At 57.8% G+C, this 17309-nt stretch carries 19 protein-coding genes; 5 read left to right on the top strand and 14 right to left on the bottom strand.

Translation table 11 applies throughout. From position 1 onward, the window contains the following. Nucleotides 1-87: 87 nt before the first annotated feature. The 5 genes from fkpB to murJ all read right to left on the bottom strand — a co-directional run bounded on the left by fkpB (nucleotide 88) and on the right by murJ (nucleotide 6488). Nucleotides 88-525, bottom strand: coding sequence for an FKBP-type peptidyl-prolyl cis-trans isomerase (gene fkpB, locus ACSQ87_RS05005; protein ID WP_176471593.1), 438 nt, complete (start codon nucleotides 523-525; stop codon nucleotides 88-90). Nucleotides 526-532: 7 nt separating this feature from the next. Continuing rightward, the gene (gene lspA, locus ACSQ87_RS05000) at nucleotides 533-1045 is read right to left on the bottom strand and encodes a signal peptidase II (protein ID WP_033054294.1); all 513 of its coding nucleotides are present in this window, start codon (nucleotides 1043-1045) and stop codon (nucleotides 533-535) included. After that, the gene (gene ileS / locus ACSQ87_RS04995; protein WP_223431650.1) at nucleotides 1038-3869 is read right to left on the bottom strand and encodes an isoleucine--tRNA ligase; all 2832 of its coding nucleotides are present in this window, start codon (nucleotides 3867-3869) and stop codon (nucleotides 1038-1040) included. The genes lspA and ileS overlap by 8 nt, the downstream gene beginning before the upstream one ends. Further along, nucleotides 3870-4820: a bifunctional riboflavin kinase/FAD synthetase gene (ribF, locus tag ACSQ87_RS04990; protein WP_008154932.1), complete on the bottom strand. Its 951-nt coding sequence runs from the start codon at nucleotides 4818-4820 to the stop codon at nucleotides 3870-3872. 129 nt (nucleotides 4821-4949) lie between these two features. Then, complete coding sequence (murJ, locus tag ACSQ87_RS04985; protein WP_436273465.1) at nucleotides 4950-6488, bottom strand: murein biosynthesis integral membrane protein MurJ; 1539 nt, start codon at nucleotides 6486-6488, stop codon at nucleotides 4950-4952. 252 nt (nucleotides 6489-6740) lie between these two features. On the opposite strand from murJ, the gene rpsT reads away from it, so the two are divergent. Further along, the gene (gene rpsT, locus ACSQ87_RS04980; protein WP_008154937.1) at nucleotides 6741-7019 is read left to right on the top strand and encodes a 30S ribosomal protein S20; all 279 of its coding nucleotides are present in this window, start codon (nucleotides 6741-6743) and stop codon (nucleotides 7017-7019) included. A 121-nt stretch (nucleotides 7020-7140) separates the two neighbouring features. Here the strand turns inward: rpsT and ACSQ87_RS04975 are convergent, their stop codons facing one another. From ACSQ87_RS04975 to rplU, 5 genes are all read right to left on the bottom strand, one after another. Beyond that, nucleotides 7141-7605 (bottom strand): CreA family protein, encoded by a 465-nt coding sequence (locus ACSQ87_RS04975; protein WP_033054290.1) that lies wholly within the window; start codon nucleotides 7603-7605, stop codon nucleotides 7141-7143. Nucleotides 7606-7617: 12 nt separating this feature from the next. Next, nucleotides 7618-8736, bottom strand: a complete 1119-nt coding sequence (gene proB, locus ACSQ87_RS04970; protein ID WP_059402007.1) for a glutamate 5-kinase — start codon at nucleotides 8734-8736, stop codon at nucleotides 7618-7620. Nucleotides 8737-8859: 123 nt separating this feature from the next. Then, nucleotides 8860-10083, bottom strand: coding sequence for an Obg family GTPase CgtA (cgtA, locus tag ACSQ87_RS04965; protein ID WP_010467530.1), 1224 nt, complete (start codon nucleotides 10081-10083; stop codon nucleotides 8860-8862). A gap of 194 nt (nucleotides 10084-10277) precedes the next feature. Continuing rightward, nucleotides 10278-10535: a 50S ribosomal protein L27 gene (gene rpmA, locus ACSQ87_RS04960; RefSeq protein WP_003176049.1), complete on the bottom strand. Its 258-nt coding sequence runs from the start codon at nucleotides 10533-10535 to the stop codon at nucleotides 10278-10280. A gap of 34 nt (nucleotides 10536-10569) precedes the next feature. Then, the gene (gene rplU / locus ACSQ87_RS04955; protein ID WP_003176051.1) at nucleotides 10570-10884 is read right to left on the bottom strand and encodes a 50S ribosomal protein L21; all 315 of its coding nucleotides are present in this window, start codon (nucleotides 10882-10884) and stop codon (nucleotides 10570-10572) included. A 240-nt stretch (nucleotides 10885-11124) separates the two neighbouring features. Here rplU and ACSQ87_RS04950 point away from each other — a divergent pair, with 240 nt between their 5' ends. From ACSQ87_RS04950 to ACSQ87_RS04940, 3 genes are all read left to right on the top strand, one after another. Beyond that, complete coding sequence (locus tag ACSQ87_RS04950) at nucleotides 11125-12093, top strand: polyprenyl synthetase family protein (protein ID WP_033054288.1); 969 nt, start codon at nucleotides 11125-11127, stop codon at nucleotides 12091-12093. Nucleotides 12094-12227: 134 nt separating this feature from the next. Next, a complete protein-coding gene (locus ACSQ87_RS04945) occupies nucleotides 12228-12569 on the top strand; it encodes a zinc ribbon domain-containing protein YjdM (RefSeq protein ID WP_150658202.1) in 342 nt (113 codons plus the stop codon). Nucleotides 12570-12775: 206 nt separating this feature from the next. Beyond that, nucleotides 12776-13033, top strand: coding sequence for a PA4570 family protein (locus tag ACSQ87_RS04940; RefSeq protein ID WP_223431652.1), 258 nt, complete (start codon nucleotides 12776-12778; stop codon nucleotides 13031-13033). Nucleotides 13034-13082: 49 nt separating this feature from the next. Here the strand turns inward: ACSQ87_RS04940 and ACSQ87_RS04935 are convergent, their stop codons facing one another. From ACSQ87_RS04935 to ACSQ87_RS04925, 3 genes are all read right to left on the bottom strand, one after another. After that, nucleotides 13083-13700, bottom strand: coding sequence for an FKBP-type peptidyl-prolyl cis-trans isomerase (locus ACSQ87_RS04935; protein ID WP_149418390.1), 618 nt, complete (start codon nucleotides 13698-13700; stop codon nucleotides 13083-13085). Nucleotides 13701-13821: 121 nt separating this feature from the next. Next, entirely contained in the window at nucleotides 13822-14121 is a 300-nt protein-coding gene (locus ACSQ87_RS04930; protein ID WP_150658204.1) for a DUF6482 family protein, read from the bottom strand. Between the two features lie 133 nt (nucleotides 14122-14254). Further along, nucleotides 14255-14743, bottom strand: a complete 489-nt coding sequence (locus ACSQ87_RS04925; protein ID WP_056742836.1) for a TIGR00645 family protein — start codon at nucleotides 14741-14743, stop codon at nucleotides 14255-14257. Nucleotides 14744-14914: 171 nt separating this feature from the next. Between ACSQ87_RS04925 and ACSQ87_RS04920 the strand changes: the two genes are divergently transcribed. Then, the gene (locus tag ACSQ87_RS04920; protein WP_223431653.1) at nucleotides 14915-16744 is read left to right on the top strand and encodes a hypothetical protein; all 1830 of its coding nucleotides are present in this window, start codon (nucleotides 14915-14917) and stop codon (nucleotides 16742-16744) included. Between the two features lie 5 nt (nucleotides 16745-16749). Here ACSQ87_RS04920 and ACSQ87_RS04915 read toward each other — a convergent pair whose 3' ends face one another. After that, complete coding sequence (locus ACSQ87_RS04915; protein ID WP_008154258.1) at nucleotides 16750-17091, bottom strand: hypothetical protein; 342 nt, start codon at nucleotides 17089-17091, stop codon at nucleotides 16750-16752. Nucleotides 17092-17309 lie beyond the last annotated feature (218 nt).

Below are 17309 nucleotides of genomic sequence, written 5' to 3'. Positions count from 1 at the left end.
AAGCGTCATCACATTCAACATCAATGTTGACTGACACACCGCTTTCGCGAGCAGGCTCACTCCCACATTTTGACCGTGTTCGGTCAGTTACAACGATTTGACGTTGATGATCTCGACGTCAAAGGTCAATGTCTTGCCGGCCAGCGGGTGGTTGAAGTCGATGGTCACTTGCTCGTCATCGAATACCTTCACCACACCGGGCAACTCAGTATTGGCCGCATCGTTAAAGATCACCAGCAAGCCCGGCGACAGTTCCATGTCCTTGAACTGCGAGCGCGGGATGATCTGTACGTTCTGCGGGTTGGGTTGGCCAAAAGCGTTTTCCGGCTGAATCGTCAGCGTACGCTTGTCGCCAGCCTTGAAGCCGAACAGCGCAGCTTCGAACCCTGGCAACAGGTTGCCATCACCGACCTTGAAGGTCGCCGGGGCTTTGTCGAAGGTGCTGTCGACGGTGTCGCCGTTCTCCAGGCGCAGTGCAAAGTGCAAAGTGACTTCCGTGTTCTGGCGGATGCGTTGCTCAGCCAATACCTGTTCAGTCATGAACGGCTTCTCCGGTCTTCTTACTTTTGAACATGTCCAGCGCAAGCATTACGGCACCAACAGTGATTGCACTGTCGGCAAAGTTGAACGCCGGGAAATACCAGCGGTTCTGCCAATGCACCAGAATGAAATCGATCACATGGCCCAGGGCAATGCGGTCATACAGATTACCCAGCGCGCCACCCAGCACCAGCGCCAAAGCGACGGCCAGCCAGGTTTCGTTGCGCCCCAGACGCTTGAGCCACACTACCAGCACCGCACTGACCACGACCGCGATCAGGGCAAACAGCCAGCGCTGCCAGCCGGAGCTGTCGGCCAGGAAGCTGAACGCCGCGCCCGTGTTGTAGGCCAGGGTCCAGCTGAACAAATCGGGGATCACCACGATTTGCTGGTACATCTCGAGCTTGCCTTCGAAGTAGAACTTGCTGGCCTGGTCGATGACCAGGACCAGCAAACTCAACCAGAGCCAGCTCAGCCGTCCGAAACGGCCAGCCGCATTAGGCATAGTGACGAACCTCGCCAGCGCCGCTGATGTTGTCGACGCAACGACCGCAGATTTCCGGATGCTCCGGGTTCACACCGACGTCTTCACGGCAGTGCCAGCAACGGGCGCACTTGGCGTGGCTCGACTTGACCACTTGCAGTTTCAAACCGCTGACTTCGGTGACCACGGCATCGGCCGGCGCCTGAACGAACGGTGCAACGGTAGCGGTCGAGGTGATCAGTACGAAGCGCAGCTCGTTGCTCAGCTTGGCCAGGTCGGCGCTCAGCGCCTCTTCGGCGAACAGCGTCACTTCGGCTTGCAGGTTGCCACCGACGGCTTTGGCCGCACGCTGGATTTCCATTTCCTTGTTGACCGCGACTTTCACCGCCATGATCCGCTCCCAGTAGGCGCGGTCCAGCTCGACGTTTTCCGGCAGCTCGGTCAGGCCTTCGTACCAGGTGTTGAGCATTACCGATTCGTTACGCTCGCCCGGCAGGTATTCCCACAGTTCGTCAGCGGTGAATGCCAGGATCGGCGCGATCCAGCGCACCAGCGCTTCGGAGATGTGGTACAGCGCGGTTTGCGCCGAACGGCGGGCCTTGCTGTTGGCACCAGTGGTGTACTGACGGTCCTTGATGATGTCGAGGTAGAAACCGCCCAGCTCCTGCACGCAGAAGTTGTGGATCTTGGAGTAGACGTTCCAGAAGCGGTATTCACCGTAGTGCTCTTGCAACTCGCGTTGCAGCAACAGGGTGCGGTCCACGGCCCAACGGTCCAGCGCCAGCATGTCTTCGGCCGGCAGGATGTCGGTGGCCGGGTTGAAGCCGGTCAGGTTGGAGAGCAGGAAACGCGCGGTGTTACGGATACGCCGATAGGCGTCCGCACTGCGCTGCAGGATCTGCTCGGAAACCGCCATTTCACCCGAGTAATCGGTGGAAGCCACCCACAGACGCATGATGTCGGCGCCCAGGGTGTCGTTGACCTTTTGCGGCGCGATCACGTTGCCCAGGGATTTGGACATCTTGCGGCCGGACTCATCGACGGTGAAGCCGTGAGTCAGCAGCTCGCGGTATGGCGCGTGGTTGTCGATGGCGCAACCGGTCAGCAGCGACGAGTGGAACCAGCCACGGTGCTGGTCCGAACCTTCCAGGTACAGGTCGGCACGTGGACCGGTCTCGTGGCCCATTGGGTGCGAACCGCGCAGAACGTGCCAGTGCGTGGTGCCCGAATCAAACCAGACGTCCAGGGTGTCGCTGATCTTGTCGTATTGCGGCGCTTCGTCACCGAGCAGCTCCGCGGCGTCCATCTTGAACCAGGCCTCGATGCCTTCGACTTCGACGCGCTTGGCGACTTCTTCCATCAATTCGGCAGTACGTGGGTGCAGCTCGCCGCTTTCCTTGTTCAGGAAAAACGGGATCGGCACGCCCCAGTTGCGCTGACGGGAGATGCACCAGTCCGGACGGTTGGCAATCATCGAGTGCAGGCGCGCCTGGCCCCAGGTCGGGACGAACTTGGTCTCTTCGATGGCTTTGATCGCCCGCTTGCGCAGGGTTTCGCCGGTCACAGGTTCTTTGTCCATGCCGATGAACCATTGCGCGGTGGCGCGGTAGATCAGCGGAGTCTTGTGACGCCAGCAGTGCATGTAGCTGTGTTCGATGATGCTGGTGTGCAGCAGCGCACCCACTTCGGTCAACTTGTCGACGATGGCCGGGTTGGCTTTCCAGATGAACTGGCCGCCAAAGAACTCCAGCGACGTCGCGTAAACGCCGTTGCTCTGTACCGGGTTGAGGATGTCGTCGTTGACCATGCCGTACTTCTTGCAGGTCACGAAGTCGTCCACGCCGTAGGCTGGCGAGGAGTGAACCACGCCGGTGCCAGCGCCCAGTTCAACGTACTCGGCCAGGTATACCGGCGACAGACGGTCGTAGAACGGGTGACGGAAGTTGATCAGTTCCAGCTCTTTACCGGTGGTGGTCGCAATGACCGACCCTTCCAGGCTGTAACGGGCCAGGCACGACTCGACCAGCTCTTCAGCCAGCACCAGCAGTTTGTCGCCGACGTCGACCAGGGCGTAGTTGAATTCCGGGTGAACGTTCAACGCCTGGTTGGCCGGGATGGTCCACGGGGTGGTGGTCCAGATCACGATCGAAGCGGGTTTGCCCAGCGACGGCAGGCCGAAAGCGGCAGCCAGTTTGGCTTCGTCGGCAATCGGGAACGCTACGTCGATGGTCGAGGACTTTTTGTTCTCGTACTCGACTTCCGCTTCAGCCAGGGCCGAACCGCAGTCGAAGCACCAGTTCACAGGCTTCAGGCCCTTGAACACGAAACCGCCCTTGACGATTTCTGCCAGGGCGCGGATTTCACCGGCCTCGTTTTTGAAATCCATGGTCTTGTACGGGTTGGCAAAATCGCCCAACACGCCCAGACGGATGAATTCGGACTTCTGGCCTTCGATCTGCTCGGTGGCGTAGGCACGGCACAGTTCGCGGGTTTTGTCCGCGCCCAGGTTCTTGCCGTGGGTCACTTCGACTTTGTGCTCGATCGGCAGACCGTGGCAGTCCCAGCCCGGAACATAAGGCGCGTCGAAACCCGACAGGGTTTTCGAGCGGATGATCATGTCCTTGAGAATCTTGTTCAGCGCATGACCGATGTGAATCGTGCCGTTGGCGTACGGAGGACCGTCGTGAAGTACGAACTTCGGACGATCCTTGCCAATCTCGCGCAACTTACCGTACAGGCCAATGCTGTCCCAGCGCTGCAGAATCTGCGGTTCGCGCTGAGGCAGGCCGGCCTTCATTGGGAAGGCGGTGTCCGGAAGGTTTAGCGTGGCTTTATAGTCGGTCATTTAAGGCTCTTCATTAGCGATTGGCGCTAGGTGCGACAGGGCACGGGCGGCGGCAACATCCGCATTGATCGCCGTCTTAAGCGCCTCCAGAGAGGCGAAACGCTGCTCTTCACGCAGCTTGTGGTGGAAAACCACCGTCAAACGCCGGTCATACAGATCGCCGGCAAAATCTAAAAGATGCACTTCGAGGTGGGCTTTGCCATCACCTTGAACGGTTGGCCGCACGCCAATGTTGGCGACGCCTGGCCAGGTCTTGCCGTCGATGTCGACGTTGACCAGGTAAACCCCGGTCAGCGGCACGCGACGACGCTTGAGTTGTATGTTGGCCGTGGGCGTACCCAACTGACGCGCCAGCTTCTGGCCATGCAGGACCCTCCCGGCAATCCGGAACGGACGCCCGAGCAGTCGCTCGGCCAAGGCAAAATCGGCAGCGGCCAGGGCATTGCGGACCTGGGTGCTGCTGACGCGAATACCGTCCAGCTCCACGGTTTGCGCCGCTTCGACGGTAAAGCCTTGCAGGACGCCGGCCTGTTGCAGGAAATCGAAATCCCCTACCCGGTCGCAGCCGAAACGGAAGTCGTCACCGACCTCAAGATGTTGTACACCGAGGCCGTCCACCAGAATAGTGTCGACGAATTCGGCGGCGCTGAGCTTGCTCAAGCGCTGGTTGAAGGCCAGGCACAGGACCCGGTCGACACCTTCCTCGGCCAGCAGCTGCAGTTTGTCCCGCAGCCGGGCCAGACGGGCCGGCGCCGTGTCCGGCGCGAAGAACTCTCGCGGCTGCGGCTCAAAAATCACCACGCAGCTGGGCACGCCCAACTCGAGCGCACGCTCACGGAGCCTCGCCAGGATAGCCTGGTGGCCACGGTGAACACCGTCAAAGTTGCCAATAGTGGCGACACAGCCCCGATGCTGGGGGCGCAAGTTGTGGAGGCCTCGAACCAGCTGCATAACGCGCTTCTTGCTCATAAAGTGGTCGATTATAACCACACCCGGCGGCCGACGACAGGCAACACCGCAACCCAAAGTGATCGAGCCGACAAAACCGTCGATTCGCCCGTGTTTATCGAGGTCGTGACCTCAGCTCAGCGCTTTGCGATTGAAGTCTCGCAAACGGAAGCCCATCAACAGCAACATGCCGAAATAAGCCACCACACCGGCAACGACCAATGCGCCCAGACGCAAGAACCGCTCCAGCATATGCCCCTGATCCCAGGCTGGCATGAAATGCATTCCGACCAGTAACACAGCAGACATCACCAACACTGCTATCACCAGCTTGAAGCCGAACTTCGCCCAGCCCGGTTGCGGCTCATACATCTGCTGCTTGCGCAGCTGATAGAACAGCAGGCTGGCGTTAATGCACGCGCCGATGCTGATGGCCAGTGCCAGGCCGGCGTGGGCCAGCGGGCCGATCAACACCAGGTTGAACAACTGGGTAACGATCAGGGTGAAAATCGCGATTTTTACCGGAGTGCGGATGTTTTGTTGCGCATAAAAGCCCGGCGCCAGCACTTTGATCACGATAATCCCGAGCAAACCGACCGAATAAGCGATCAGCGCCCGCTGGGTCATGGAGGCGTCAAACGCGCTGAACTGGCCGTACTGAAACAAAGAAACCGTCAGCGGCTCGGCGAGAATCCCCAGTGCCAGGGAGCACGGCAACACCAGCATGAAGCACAGGCGCAGACCCCAATCGAGGATCCGCGAGTATTCCTGGCGATCCTTGCTGGCGTAGGTCTTGGCCAGGGTCGGCAGGAGAATCGTACCCAGCGCCACGCCCAGCACACCGGACGGTAATTCCATCAAACGGTCGGCGTAGTACATCCATGACACGGAACCGGCGACCAGGAACGAGGCGAAAATGGTGTTGATGATCAGCGAAATCTGGCTCACGGACACACCGAGAATCGCCGGCAGCATTTGTTTCATGACCCGCCAGACGCCACTGTCACGCAGGTTCAGTCGTGGCAACACCAGCAGGCCGATCTTTTTCAGGTGCGGCAGCTGATAGAGCAATTGCGCCAGACCACCCACCAGTACTGCCCAGCCCAGCGCCATGACCGGCGGATCGAAGTACGGCGTCAGGAACACCGAAAAGATGATCATGCTGACGTTGAGCAGGGTCGGCACGAAGGCCGGCACCGAGAAGCGGTTATACGTGTTGAGGATCGCCCCGGCCAATGAAGACAGGGAGATCAGCAATATATAAGGAAAGGTCACGCGCAACAGGCTGGCCGTCAGCTCGAATTTTTCCGGTGTATCGGTGAAACCCGGCGCGGTCGCCCAGATGACCCACGGCGCAGCGATCATGCCCAACGCGGTGACCAATGCCAGCACCAGCGTCAGCAGGCCCGAGACGTAGGCAATGAAGGTTCGCGTCGCCTCCTCGCCCTTCTGGCTTTTGTATTCGGCAAGAATCGGCACGAATGCCTGGGAAAAAGCCCCCTCGGCGAAGATCCGCCGCAGCAGATTGGGCAATTTGAAGGCAATAAAGAAGGCGTCAGTCGCCATCCCGGCGCCAAATGTGCGCGCAATGAGAGTGTCACGAACGAACCCCAGAATCCGGGAAAGCATCGTGATAGAGCTGACGGCGGCCAACGATTTGAGCAGATTCATTGAAAGAGTTTGTGCCTGTCGATAAACAGCAGGCGAACAAAGCGCCTACTTATGCGATACTCCGCGCCGCAGCAGCACAGAGCCAAAGCTCGCGAGTTTACAGGTCAAGCGCCGGAAATAAATATCCCGCCTCTTTATACCTACCACTTAGCGGAACGTCTCAACCGCCCTTGACAAGACATCAACTCATCGGCATGATTCGCGGCCTATTTTGTTTGCTATTTCCTAAAAAGTCTTTCGAGGAGCTCGACGGTGGCCAACACACCTTCCGCCAAAAAACGTGCAAAACAGGCTGAGAAGCGTCGCAGCCACAACGCCAGCCTGCGTTCCATGGTTCGTACCTACATCAAGAATGTAGTTAAGGCCATCGACGCAAAAGACGCTGAAAAAGCTCAAGCTGCTTACGTTCTGGCCGTGCCAGTTATCGACCGTATGGCCGATAAAGGCATCATCCACAAGAACAAGGCTGCTCGTCATAAGAGCCGCCTGAACGGTCACGTCAAGGCTCTGAACCTTGCTGTTGCCGCATAAGCGATAAGCTTGTTAAAAAACCGACCCTAGGGTCGGTTTTTTATTGCCTGCGATTTAGTAAACCCAGCGCAAAAAAAATGGGAAGGGGCAGCCCCTTCCCATACTTTTGATCTTCTTTGGATTACTGAGCCTGCGCCCACGGCAGGATAGGGATGGCGGTGACCGCATTCTGCGGACTGCCTTCGATCACACGATCGCTATAGACCAGGTACACCAGCGTATTGCGCTTCTTGTCGAGGAATCGCACCACCTGCATGGTCTTGAACACCAGTGACGTGCGCTCCTTGAACACCTCGTCACCATCCTTCAACTCGCCTTTGAAGCTGATCGGCCCGACCTGACGACAAGCGATAGACGCTTCTGCACGATCTTCAGCCAACCCCAAACCACCCTTCACGCCACCCGTCTTGGCCCGCGACAGGTAGCAGGTCACACCCTCAACCTTTGGATCATCAAACGCCTCAACGACGATGCGGTCGTTCGGACCGACAAACTTGAACACCGTCGACACCTGACCAATCTCCTCAGCCGAGGCCAGCAGCGGCATCGCCAACAGCAGACCCAACAATCCTTTTGCCACGCGCATTCAGGTATTCCTTCAGACCAGGATCAGGTTATCGCGGTGAACCAGTTCCGGCTCCGCCATATAACCTAACAGACCGACAATCGCCTCAGACGACTGACCGATGATTTTTTGTGCTTCCAGCGCGCTGTAGTTGGCCAGGCCTCGGGCAATCTCACGACCGTCCGGCGCCACGCAAACCACCATCTCGCCACGACGGAAGCTGCCCTGGACCAGCTTGACACCCACAGGCAGCAAACTTTTGTTGCCTTTGGACAGCGCCGTCACCGCGCCAGCATCCAGCACAAGCGTGCCGCGGGTTTGCAGGTGCCCAGCCAGCCACTGCTTGCGCGCTGCCAACAGGCCGCGCTCAGGCGACAGCAAGGTGCCGATGCGCTCGCCCGCCTTGAGGCGATCCAGCACGCGCTCAATACGCCCACCAACGATGATGGTATGCGCACCGGAACGAGCCGCCAGCCGAGCAGCACGCAATTTGGTCTGCATGCCGCCACGACCCAGCGCACCACCCGTACCGCCCGCCACCGCATCCAGCGCCGGATCATCGGCGCGCGCTTCGTAAATCAGATTGGCGTTAGGGTTGTTGCGCGGATCGGCGTCAAACATGCCATCGCGATCGGTAAGGATCACCAGCAAGTCAGCTTCGACCAGGTTGGCTACCAGCGCCGCGAGCGTGTCGTTGTCACCGAAACGGATTTCATCAGTGACCACGGTGTCGTTCTCGTTGATCACCGGAATAACCTTCAGCTCAACCAACGCGCGCAAGGTGCTGCGGGCGTTCAGGTAGCGCTTGCGGTCGGACAAGTCATCGTGGGTCAGGAGAATCTGCGCGGTATGCCGGCCATGCTCGGCAAAGCTCGACTCCCAGGCCTGCACCAACCCCATCTGACCGATGGCGGCAGCGGCCTGCAACTCGTGCATCGCACTGGGTCGCACGGTCCAGCCCAAGCGACTCATGCCGGCCGCCACCGCTCCGGAGGACACCAGCACCAACTCGACGCCAGCCTCATGCAAAGCCACCATTTGCTCAACCCAAACACCCATTGCCGCGCGATCCAGGCCCTTGCCGTCCGCCGTCAGCAAAGCGCTGCCGATCTTCACGACCCAACGCTGCGCACCTGTCACCTTGCTCCGCATCATCTTCAACCTTAGCTTGAGGACAGCGCGACCCAGCGCTGCCCGTAACGTTATTCGTGACTACCGATTTCCAGATACTAAAACGCCGCTCTAGTGAGCGGCGTTTTAGTTTATCGCAACGAATCAGTCACGCACGTAAATGATTTCCGGACCGTCTTCGTCATCCACATCTTCTTCATCCCAATCATCGTCGCCGATGTCGTGGACCGACTTCACGCCGCTACGGCGCAGGGCACGCTGGTCATCCAGGGCCTGCAACTGAGCACGGGCCTCGTCTTCGATGCGCTGATCGAGTTCGGCCAATTCTTCTTTGTAAACCGGGTCATTAGCCAGGCGATCAGCACGATCTTCCATGTAACGCATGATGTCGTGGCAAAGACGCTCGGTGCCCAGCTTGGAGATGGCCGAGATCACGTAGACCGGACCAGTCCATTCCAGGCGATCAACGATCTCCTTGACGCGAGCGTCATGCTCTTCTTCGAGGATCTGGTCGCACTTGTTCAGCACCAACCAACGATCACGCTCTGCCAGGGACGGGCTGAACTTGGTCAGTTCGCTGACGATCACTTCCGCAGCATCCGGGGCGCTGGCGTCATCCAGCGGCGCCATGTCCACGAGGTGCAGCAGCAGACGGGTACGCGACAAGTGCTTGAGGAAGCGAATCCCCAGACCTGCGCCATCGGAAGCACCTTCGATCAGACCCGGAATGTCCGCGACCACGAAGCTTTTCCAGCGATCGACACTGACCACACCCAGGTTCGGTACCAGCGTGGTGAACGGGTAGTCGGCGACTTTCGGCTTGGCGGCCGACACCGAACGAATGAAAGTACTTTTGCCAGCGTTCGGCAAGCCCAGCAGACCGACGTCAGCCAACACCTTCATTTCCAGCTTCAGATCACGCGCCTCACCCGGCTTACCCGGAGTGGTCTGACGCGGAGCACGGTTGGTACTGGACTTGAATCGGGTGTTACCCAGACCGTGCCAGCCGCCGTGAGCCACCAGCAGTTTCTGGCCAGCCTTGGTCAGGTCGCCGATCACTTCCTGAGTAGCGGAATCGATAACAGTCGTGCCGACCGGAACACGCAGCACCAGCTCCTCACCTTTCTTGCCGGTGCAGTCAGTGCTGCCGCCGTTGGAACCACGCTCGGCATCAAAGTGCCGGGTGTAACGGTAGTCCACCAGGGTGTTGAGGTTTTCGTCGGCGATCATGTAGACCGAGCCGCCATCACCACCGTCACCGCCGTTCGGGCCGCCGTTTTCAATGAATTTTTCGCGACGGAAGCTCATGCAACCGTTGCCGCCATCACCGGCCTTTACTCGAATCGATACTTCATCAACAAACTTCATAACAAAACGCCTCTCGTCATACGGACGAGCCGAAAAACACTAAGACATAAGACTCTTGCAAAAATGAGCGCAGCGACCTCAATCAACGACCGCAAATCCAGCGCCGGAGCCCATCACAAACAGCTTTGCAAGAGACTCACCCCACAAACGAAAAAGCCCCGTCGCAAGACAGGGCTTTTCCAGCGATCTCGCAATTAAGCTGCGACAACGCTCACGTAACGGCGGTTGAACGCGCCCTTTACTTCAAACTTGATCACGCCTTCGATTTTCGCGAAGAGGGTGTGATCTTTACCCATGCCAACGCCGTAGCCAGCGTGGAATTGGGTGCCGCGCTGACGCACGATGATGTTGCCCGGAATGATTTTCTGGCCGCCATACATCTTCACGCCAAGGCGTTTGGCTTCTGAGTCGCGACCGTTACGGGTACTACCACCAGCTTTTTTGTGTGCCATGAGTCAATTCTCCTAGTGAGGAATTAGGCTGAAATTAAGCCTGAATACCGGTGATTTTGATCTCGGTGTACCACTGGCGGTGGCCCATACGCTTCATGTGGTGCTTACGACGACGGAACTTGATGATGCGGACTTTATCGTGACGACCTTGGGAGATCACTTCAGCCACAACGGTAGCGCCAGCAACAACTGGAGCGCCGATGTTCACGTCATCGCCATTGGCGACCAACAGAACGCGATCAAAAGTAACGGATTCGCCGGTAGCGATTTCCAGTTTTTCAATCTTCAGGTATTCACCTGGGGCGACTTTGTACTGCTTGCCACCAGTAACAATTACTGCGTACGACATGGTATTTCTCCGATAATCCTGCTCACCCAGCTCTTTATAAGAAGAGGTATTGGCTGGCATGGCTGCATTGGGCTGGAAGGCCTGTTTGCAATTGCGTAAGGCAGGTGCTGCCCAGGAAGTTCAGGGTGCGCGATTGTACGCAAGCTGCCGGGGCGATGCAAGAGGCCGTCCATCGTACCTTGACACCCGCCGACGTGGGTCCTAGCATGCCGCGCAACCCTTCTGGAGCAACTGTCGCTGATGCAACCCCAAGCTTTCTACCGCGCGGTGGCGGACGATTTTAGCGCCGTCGACGGCATCATCAAGAAGCAGCTGACTTCCCGAGTGCCGCTGGTATCGAAAATCGGCGATTACATTACCTCGGCTGGCGGTAAACGCCTGCGCCCTCTATTGGTGTTGCTGTGTGGCAAGGCTCTGGGTCGCGAAGGCGATGACCTGCGCCTGCTGGCGGCAACCATCGAATTCCTGCACACCGCGACCTTGCTGCACGACGACGTGGTCGACATGTCCGGCATGCGCCGTGGCCGCTCGACCGCGAACGCCATGTGGGGCAACGCTCCTAGCGTGCTGGTGGGCGACTTCCTGTATTCGCGGTCCTTCGAAATGATGGTCGAACTGGGCTCCATGCCGGTGATGAAAATCCTTTCGCAAGCCACGCGCATCATCGCCGAAGGCGAAGTGTTGCAGCTGTCGAAGGTCCGCGACGCCAGCACCACTGAAGAAACCTACATGGAAGTCATCCGCGGCAAAACCGCGATGCTCTTTGAGGCCTCGACACACAGTGCTGCAGCGCTCTGCGAAGCGACATCGGAACAGTCAGAAGCCCTGCGTACATTCGGCGATCATCTGGGCGTGGCGTTCCAATTGGTCGACGACCTGCTGGACTATAAAGGCGACGCCGAAACCCTGGGCAAGAACGTCGGTGACGATCTGGCTGAAGGCAAACCGACCCTGCCGCTGATCTACACCATGCGCGAAGGCACGCCGGAGCAGGCTGCACTGGTGCGCAAGGCGATCCAGAAAGGCGGCATTGAAGACCTGGAAAGCATCCGCGAAGCCGTGGAAGCCTCAGGTTCGCTGGATTACACCGCCCAACTGGCCCGTGACTACGTGGCCCGTGCGATCAAGTGCCTCGATGCGCTGCCTGCCAGCGAATACCGCGATGCTCTGGTCGAGTTGAGCGAATTTGCGGTCGCCCGTACGCACTGATTTTTACAGCAAGATCAAAAGATCGCAGCCTGCGGCAGCTCCTATGGGGCTGCGATTTTTTGCTGTGTGCCCCTCCTCCGATAAAACCCTATATAATGTGCGCTTTTTAGCGATCCTGAATCCAAGGAGCTTTAGTGAGCACGTTGCCACCCTGCCCAAAATGCAATTCCGAATACACCTACGAAGACGGCGCCCAGCTGATCTGCCCTGAGTGCGCACACGAGTGGTCCGCCAGCGGCGAAGCCGAAGCAGTGTCCGATGACAACGTGAAAAAGGATTCGGTCGGCAACGTCCTGCAGGACGGCGACACCATCACCGTGATCAAGGACCTCAAGGTCAAAGGCACGTCGCTGGTGGTCAAGGTCGGCACCAAGGTCAAGAACATCCGCCTGTGCGATGGTGATCACGACATCGACTGCAAGATCGACGGCATTGGCCCGATGAAGCTCAAATCCGAGTTCGTCAGAAAAGTCTGAATCTGCTGTATTCCATCCCGCGTCCTGCGTGGGATGGTGCTTCGCCCTCCCCCGCTTCGCCCAACAATCCCTCGCAATAGCCAAACGCCAGACGTTTTGACCTTACGTAACCTTTACCCTTAAAAAAACACAAACCACCAATAGGTCCTTGCTATTTCATGAATAAGAATTATTCTCATTGAAACCCATCAATGGAGATGAGCCCCATGACTTATTTGATCGATGCCTGGCTGGACCGCCCACACCCTTACCTCAAGATCCTGCATCGGGAAACCGGGGAAGTCTGTGCGGTGCTTGAAGAAGAAGCCTTGAATGAGCTGCAGGATCAGGGTGATCTGGACGTCAACGGCTTGAGTTCCAGCGAGCCGGTGGTGCTCAAGGAACTGGTGCGCAATCTGTTTCTGTTCTGCTATGCCCGGGCATTGCGCCCGACAAGCGAACTGCACCACAAGATCGAAATATGAGAAACGCTGAAAAACCCTGTAGGGGCAGAGCTCCTACAGGGTTACGGTCTTACAGAACGTCGAGCAGTTCGACGTCGAATACCAGTACGCTGTGCGGCGGAATGCTGCCAACGCCTTGAGCGCCGTAAGCCAGTTCGCTCGGCACGTACAGACGCCATTTGCTGCCGGCATTCATCAGTTGCAGGGCTTCGGTCCAGCCAGCGATCACGCCGCCAACCGGGAATTCTGCAGGCTGACCACGATCGTAGGAGCTGTCGAACACAGTGCCGTCGATCAGGGTGCCGTGGTAGTGAGTGCGCACTTGATCTTCACGGGTTGGCTTGGCGCCTTCACCGGCAGTCAGTACTTCGAATTGCAGGCCGGAAGCCAGGGTGGTGATGCCGTCACGCTTGGCGTTTTCAGCCAGGAATGCCAGGCCTTCGCCAGCAGCGGCTTCAGCTTTGGCGGCTGCTTCAGCTTGCATGATTTCGCGAATGACCTTGAAGCTCGCGGACATTTCTTCCTGACCCACACGGCTTTCCTTGCCGGCGAAAGCGTCGGTCAGACCTGCCAGGATCGCGTCCAGGCTAACGCCCGGTGGCGGGTTGTCGCGCAGTTGATCGCCCAGCTGACGGCCAATACCGTAGCTGACGCGGGTTTCGTCGGTGGACAGATTTACTTCGGACATGACACTGCTCCGCTGTGCGGACGGCCCTGGAACTTGCCGTGCGTACACAGCGCGTCCCGGAGCGCCCGGAACCAAAAGGGCCAGCAGACTAGCACAGATGCCATTGCGTTGATGAGGGGCGTCAGTGCTGACACCCGATCGGGACCTTCAGACTCTCTTCGGTGCTGCCCCCCATCCCGCACATTTCGTCATGAACCGAAGTGTGCACAAGGTTGAATGGCAAGTTGGGGAAGGAATGAAGCAATTCACGCGCATGCTCGACCGATCGCAGATGAAACGTCTCGCCGCGAGCATCACTCAATGGATACGCCGCGCCGTGCATCCGTGCTTCCAGCAGGTAGATCCCGCCTTCCATCGAGATCAGGTTGAGCTCATCGATCTTCCCGGCGATGGCATAGGCATTCAACTCTTGCAGGTTCATGAACACACCTCACGCAATGGCGAGCCAAGATCCTTACAGGCATAGGCCTCGGCGCATCAAAGTACAAGCCACAAACGACACCGCCCGTCTGTTTCGCAACAGACGGGCGGTTTGGTATAGCGGTACAAGGCGATCAGTGCTTGGTCAGCTTATCCAGATAACCCATGGCAAACGCCGAAATCACGAAGGTCATGTGGATGACCACGTACCACTTCAAATGCTCGGGATCGACGTTCTTGGCGTCCATGAAAATCCGCAGCAGGTGAATGGAAGAAATGGCCACGATGGAAGCGGCCACCTTCATCTTCAATGAAGAGGAATCCATGGTGCCCAGCCAGTTGAGCTTTTCCTTGTCGTCGTCGATATCCAGTTGGGAAACGAAGTTCTCGTAACCGGAAATCATCACCATCACCAGCAAACCGCCTACCAGCGCCATGTCGATCAGTGACAGCAGCACCAGAATCAGATCCGACTCGGCCATCGAGAACACGTTAGGGATGACGTGGAAGACTTCCTGGAAGAATTTCAGCGCCAGGGCCAGCAGCCCAAGGGACAGACCGAAGTAGATCGGCGCCAGCAGCCAGCGGCTGGCGTACATTGCATTTTCGATAAAGCGTTCCATTGACTCTCACACGTGGGGTTGAAAATGGCGGCGAGTATACCAGCCGCCTGTCTATACCCAGAAGCAGCCAGAAACCGTCGGGAAATCCGCAACCTGCGCGTGTGTGACAAGGTTTTTCTGCTAGTGTCCAAAGCATCGAAAGCTCAGCGACATCGGACAGGAAGACGGGAAATGGATGTGCGATTGCCTTTAACGAGCGCCGGCATTTGCCTGGCTTTGCTGATGAGCGCTTGCTCACCCAGCGATGAGAAGCGCCAGGTCAGCCTCGAGGAAAAGATGGCGCAGTTCGAGAAATCTCTGGATGCGATTCAGGACCCAAAACTCAAGGATGCCGTGGCTGAACTCGGCGGCTCACTGTTGTTGCTCGAGCGTGCGCAACTCAAGCTCGACAGCAAACCGGTGGAAACAGAATATGGCGAAGACGCCCTCGCCGTCCTCAAGCACTATCCGACGCCCCAAGCCTTGGTCGACACGTACATCAACGGTCTGTTCGTGCTGCACAAAGACTCCAGTTCCGACTACCTGACCGATCTGCAACCGGTGTTCCCCTTCAACTTCAACATTCCGGTCGCGTTTCTCTTTCCCTATAGCCTTGAATGGCAATCGGTGACTTTGAGCAACAAACGCGTCATCCCGTTTCAGCCGGAATGGTCAGAAACCGATCCTGGAATTCAACTGAGCCCATCGAGTTCAAACCTGACCAACCCCGACGACCTGACGGTGACCTACCCCTTCATCGATGGGCTGGGTGTAGAAAACAAAAACCAGCCACAACCGGTGAGCCTGCAAGGCAAGGTAGAAGTGATCGCGCCGCGCCGACTCTACAGCTTCGACCTGACGAAAAAGGACGTTGGCCAGACTCGCACCAACGACAACCTCAGCGTCACCCTGCTGAACCTTGCAAACAATTACGCCGAAATCGAATTCAACAACAGCGCGCCACAGGCCCCCGAGGTCGGCGAAACACCGCTGATCCCGCTGATCGTCCAGGCCAAGGACAGCACCGGGCAATTTCTCGCGCGCGCAGGCTCGATCAACGAAACCGCCGCACAAATTGCCTTTTATCAAAAGCAACTGGCGAAAATGCAAAAGCAGAAAGCCTGGAGCGAGAGCTTCGAGAAACAGATCAATGAAGAGCAGCGCGCCTTCGAGAAGCAACAGAGCCACCATTATTCCAAGGTGTACTTCAACGGGCCGATCGAAACTCTTGAGGTCAGCGTACTGGACTTTTCAACCGCCACGGTGACCCGCAAGGACTTGAACCTGCCGGTACTTCGCTTCGATCCACACACCACGCAAAAGACCATCCAGCCACTGACGCTGCCAGTGGTGGTGTACGACGACCAGGCCCCGATCTGGCTCAAGGGCGCCACACTTGGCGAGGAACAACTGAAAAAGAGTGTCAGCATCAGTCAGTCGGTCGAAGACCCCAGCGCCGCACGTATCGAGTTCGATCACCCCAAAAGCTTCAATGATGAGCTGCTCGGCACTTCCTTCAGCCCCGGCGAAAGCCCGGTCAGTTTCTTTACCGAGGACGGTAACGGCAAACGCGATGAGCCGATCGAATTGCCGCCTGAGGCTTACCAGGTCGACCCCCTGCGCGGCACCATCACCTACGACTTGAACCTGTTTCCAGAAACCCCGGCTTACGCGGTGGGTTCCATGCCGCTGTTTCTCGCCACCGTCGAAAAGAAAACCATCGACGCCCACCAGTTGCCCAAAGGGCTGGTACTCAAGGGCAATGCGCTGGTGGTTGATCTGAAGCAGTTTCCCGCCCAGGACTGGCGTTTCTTCGCCAAGGACGACAGCGGCAATTATCTGAAGGAGATTCTTTCGGTCAGCCACGATGCGAGCGCAGAAGGCCCGGCATTATTGAGGGTGCATTACTTCTACGGGCAGCCTGCCCGTCTGGAAACCTATCAACGAACCGATCTCTCCACCGTGCAATATGGCTTCGAGGTCAAACTCGACAAGGCGGACACATCCAACCTTGCTCAATAGCCTGTTCAGTGCTCGGGCCGAAACTCGAAACCTCCAGTGTTGCGGCAGCGGCCACCATTGATTTCCCGCAGCTGAGCTTGCAGGTGCAGGCACCAGATTTGCGGATCATCGGCCAGTTCATAGCCGTGCAGTGTGAGACTTTCAACAATGGTGTCGAGGATCGACTCAGCCACAAAGGGGCCATGAAACGGGCCCTGGGCTTTAATTGCAGAAGGTTGTTCGCCGGCCATTCCGGCGGCGAAGAGTAAGGTCCACATGCCCGTATCCCCCGCCAATGGGCGGATGGCACACTCGATACGGGTCACAAGGCCCAGGCATTGACGGGTGAGGCAGAGGTTGCGCGACATGGCGGCGACCCTCGGTAGATCCGGTATTCAGCCCCCACGGGAGGGCTGTCTCGATCCAGTGATTACTGTCGATATCCTTGACCTGAGAATAGAAGAAAAGTTTGACTAGCACGTCAAGTGAGACCAGAAGGCGCCGAATGGTCATTGTGTGAATATTGACGTCAGAGTGATGGCACTTTTTCATGATTCACCCAATTCAAATGTAGGAGCGAGCCTGC

This window comes from Pseudomonas sp. LjRoot277 (assembly GCF_964253845.1).
Classification (GTDB): Bacteria; Pseudomonadota; Gammaproteobacteria; order Pseudomonadales; family Pseudomonadaceae; genus Aquipseudomonas.
The sequence above is the reverse complement of the archived record's forward strand: the minus strand, read 5'-3'. Positions and strand labels throughout refer to the sequence as shown.

Excerpts from the sequence above, each read along its gene's own strand:
- lspA (WP_033054294.1), bottom strand. The coding sequence starts at position 1,045 with ATGCCTAATGCGGCTGGCCGTTTCGGACGGCTGAGCTGGCTCTGGTTG.
- ileS (WP_223431650.1), bottom strand. The coding sequence starts at position 3,869 with ATGACCGACTATAAAGCCACGCTAAACCTTCCGGACACCGCCTTCCCA.
- ribF (WP_008154932.1), bottom strand. The coding sequence starts at position 4,820 with ATGCAGCTGGTTCGAGGCCTCCACAACTTGCGCCCCCAGCATCGGGGC.
- murJ (WP_436273465.1), bottom strand. The coding sequence starts at position 6,488 with ATGAATCTGCTCAAATCGTTGGCCGCCGTCAGCTCTATCACGATGCTT.
- ACSQ87_RS04975 (WP_033054290.1), bottom strand. The coding sequence starts at position 7,605 with ATGCGCGTGGCAAAAGGATTGTTGGGTCTGCTGTTGGCGATGCCGCTG.
- proB (WP_059402007.1), bottom strand. The coding sequence starts at position 8,736 with ATGCGGAGCAAGGTGACAGGTGCGCAGCGTTGGGTCGTGAAGATCGGC.
- cgtA (WP_010467530.1), bottom strand. The coding sequence starts at position 10,083 with ATGAAGTTTGTTGATGAAGTATCGATTCGAGTAAAGGCCGGTGATGGC.
- rpmA (WP_003176049.1), bottom strand. The coding sequence starts at position 10,535 with ATGGCACACAAAAAAGCTGGTGGTAGTACCCGTAACGGTCGCGACTCA.
- rplU (WP_003176051.1), bottom strand. The coding sequence starts at position 10,884 with ATGTCGTACGCAGTAATTGTTACTGGTGGCAAGCAGTACAAAGTCGCC.
- ACSQ87_RS04950 (WP_033054288.1), top strand. The coding sequence starts at position 11,125 with ATGCAACCCCAAGCTTTCTACCGCGCGGTGGCGGACGATTTTAGCGCC.
- ACSQ87_RS04940 (WP_223431652.1), top strand. The coding sequence starts at position 12,776 with ATGACTTATTTGATCGATGCCTGGCTGGACCGCCCACACCCTTACCTC.
- ACSQ87_RS04935 (WP_149418390.1), bottom strand. The coding sequence starts at position 13,700 with ATGTCCGAAGTAAATCTGTCCACCGACGAAACCCGCGTCAGCTACGGT.
- ACSQ87_RS04930 (WP_150658204.1), bottom strand. The coding sequence starts at position 14,121 with ATGAACCTGCAAGAGTTGAATGCCTATGCCATCGCCGGGAAGATCGAT.
- ACSQ87_RS04925 (WP_056742836.1), bottom strand. The coding sequence starts at position 14,743 with ATGGAACGCTTTATCGAAAATGCAATGTACGCCAGCCGCTGGCTGCTG.
- ACSQ87_RS04920 (WP_223431653.1), top strand. The coding sequence starts at position 14,915 with ATGGATGTGCGATTGCCTTTAACGAGCGCCGGCATTTGCCTGGCTTTG.
- ACSQ87_RS04915 (WP_008154258.1), bottom strand. The coding sequence starts at position 17,091 with ATGTCGCGCAACCTCTGCCTCACCCGTCAATGCCTGGGCCTTGTGACC.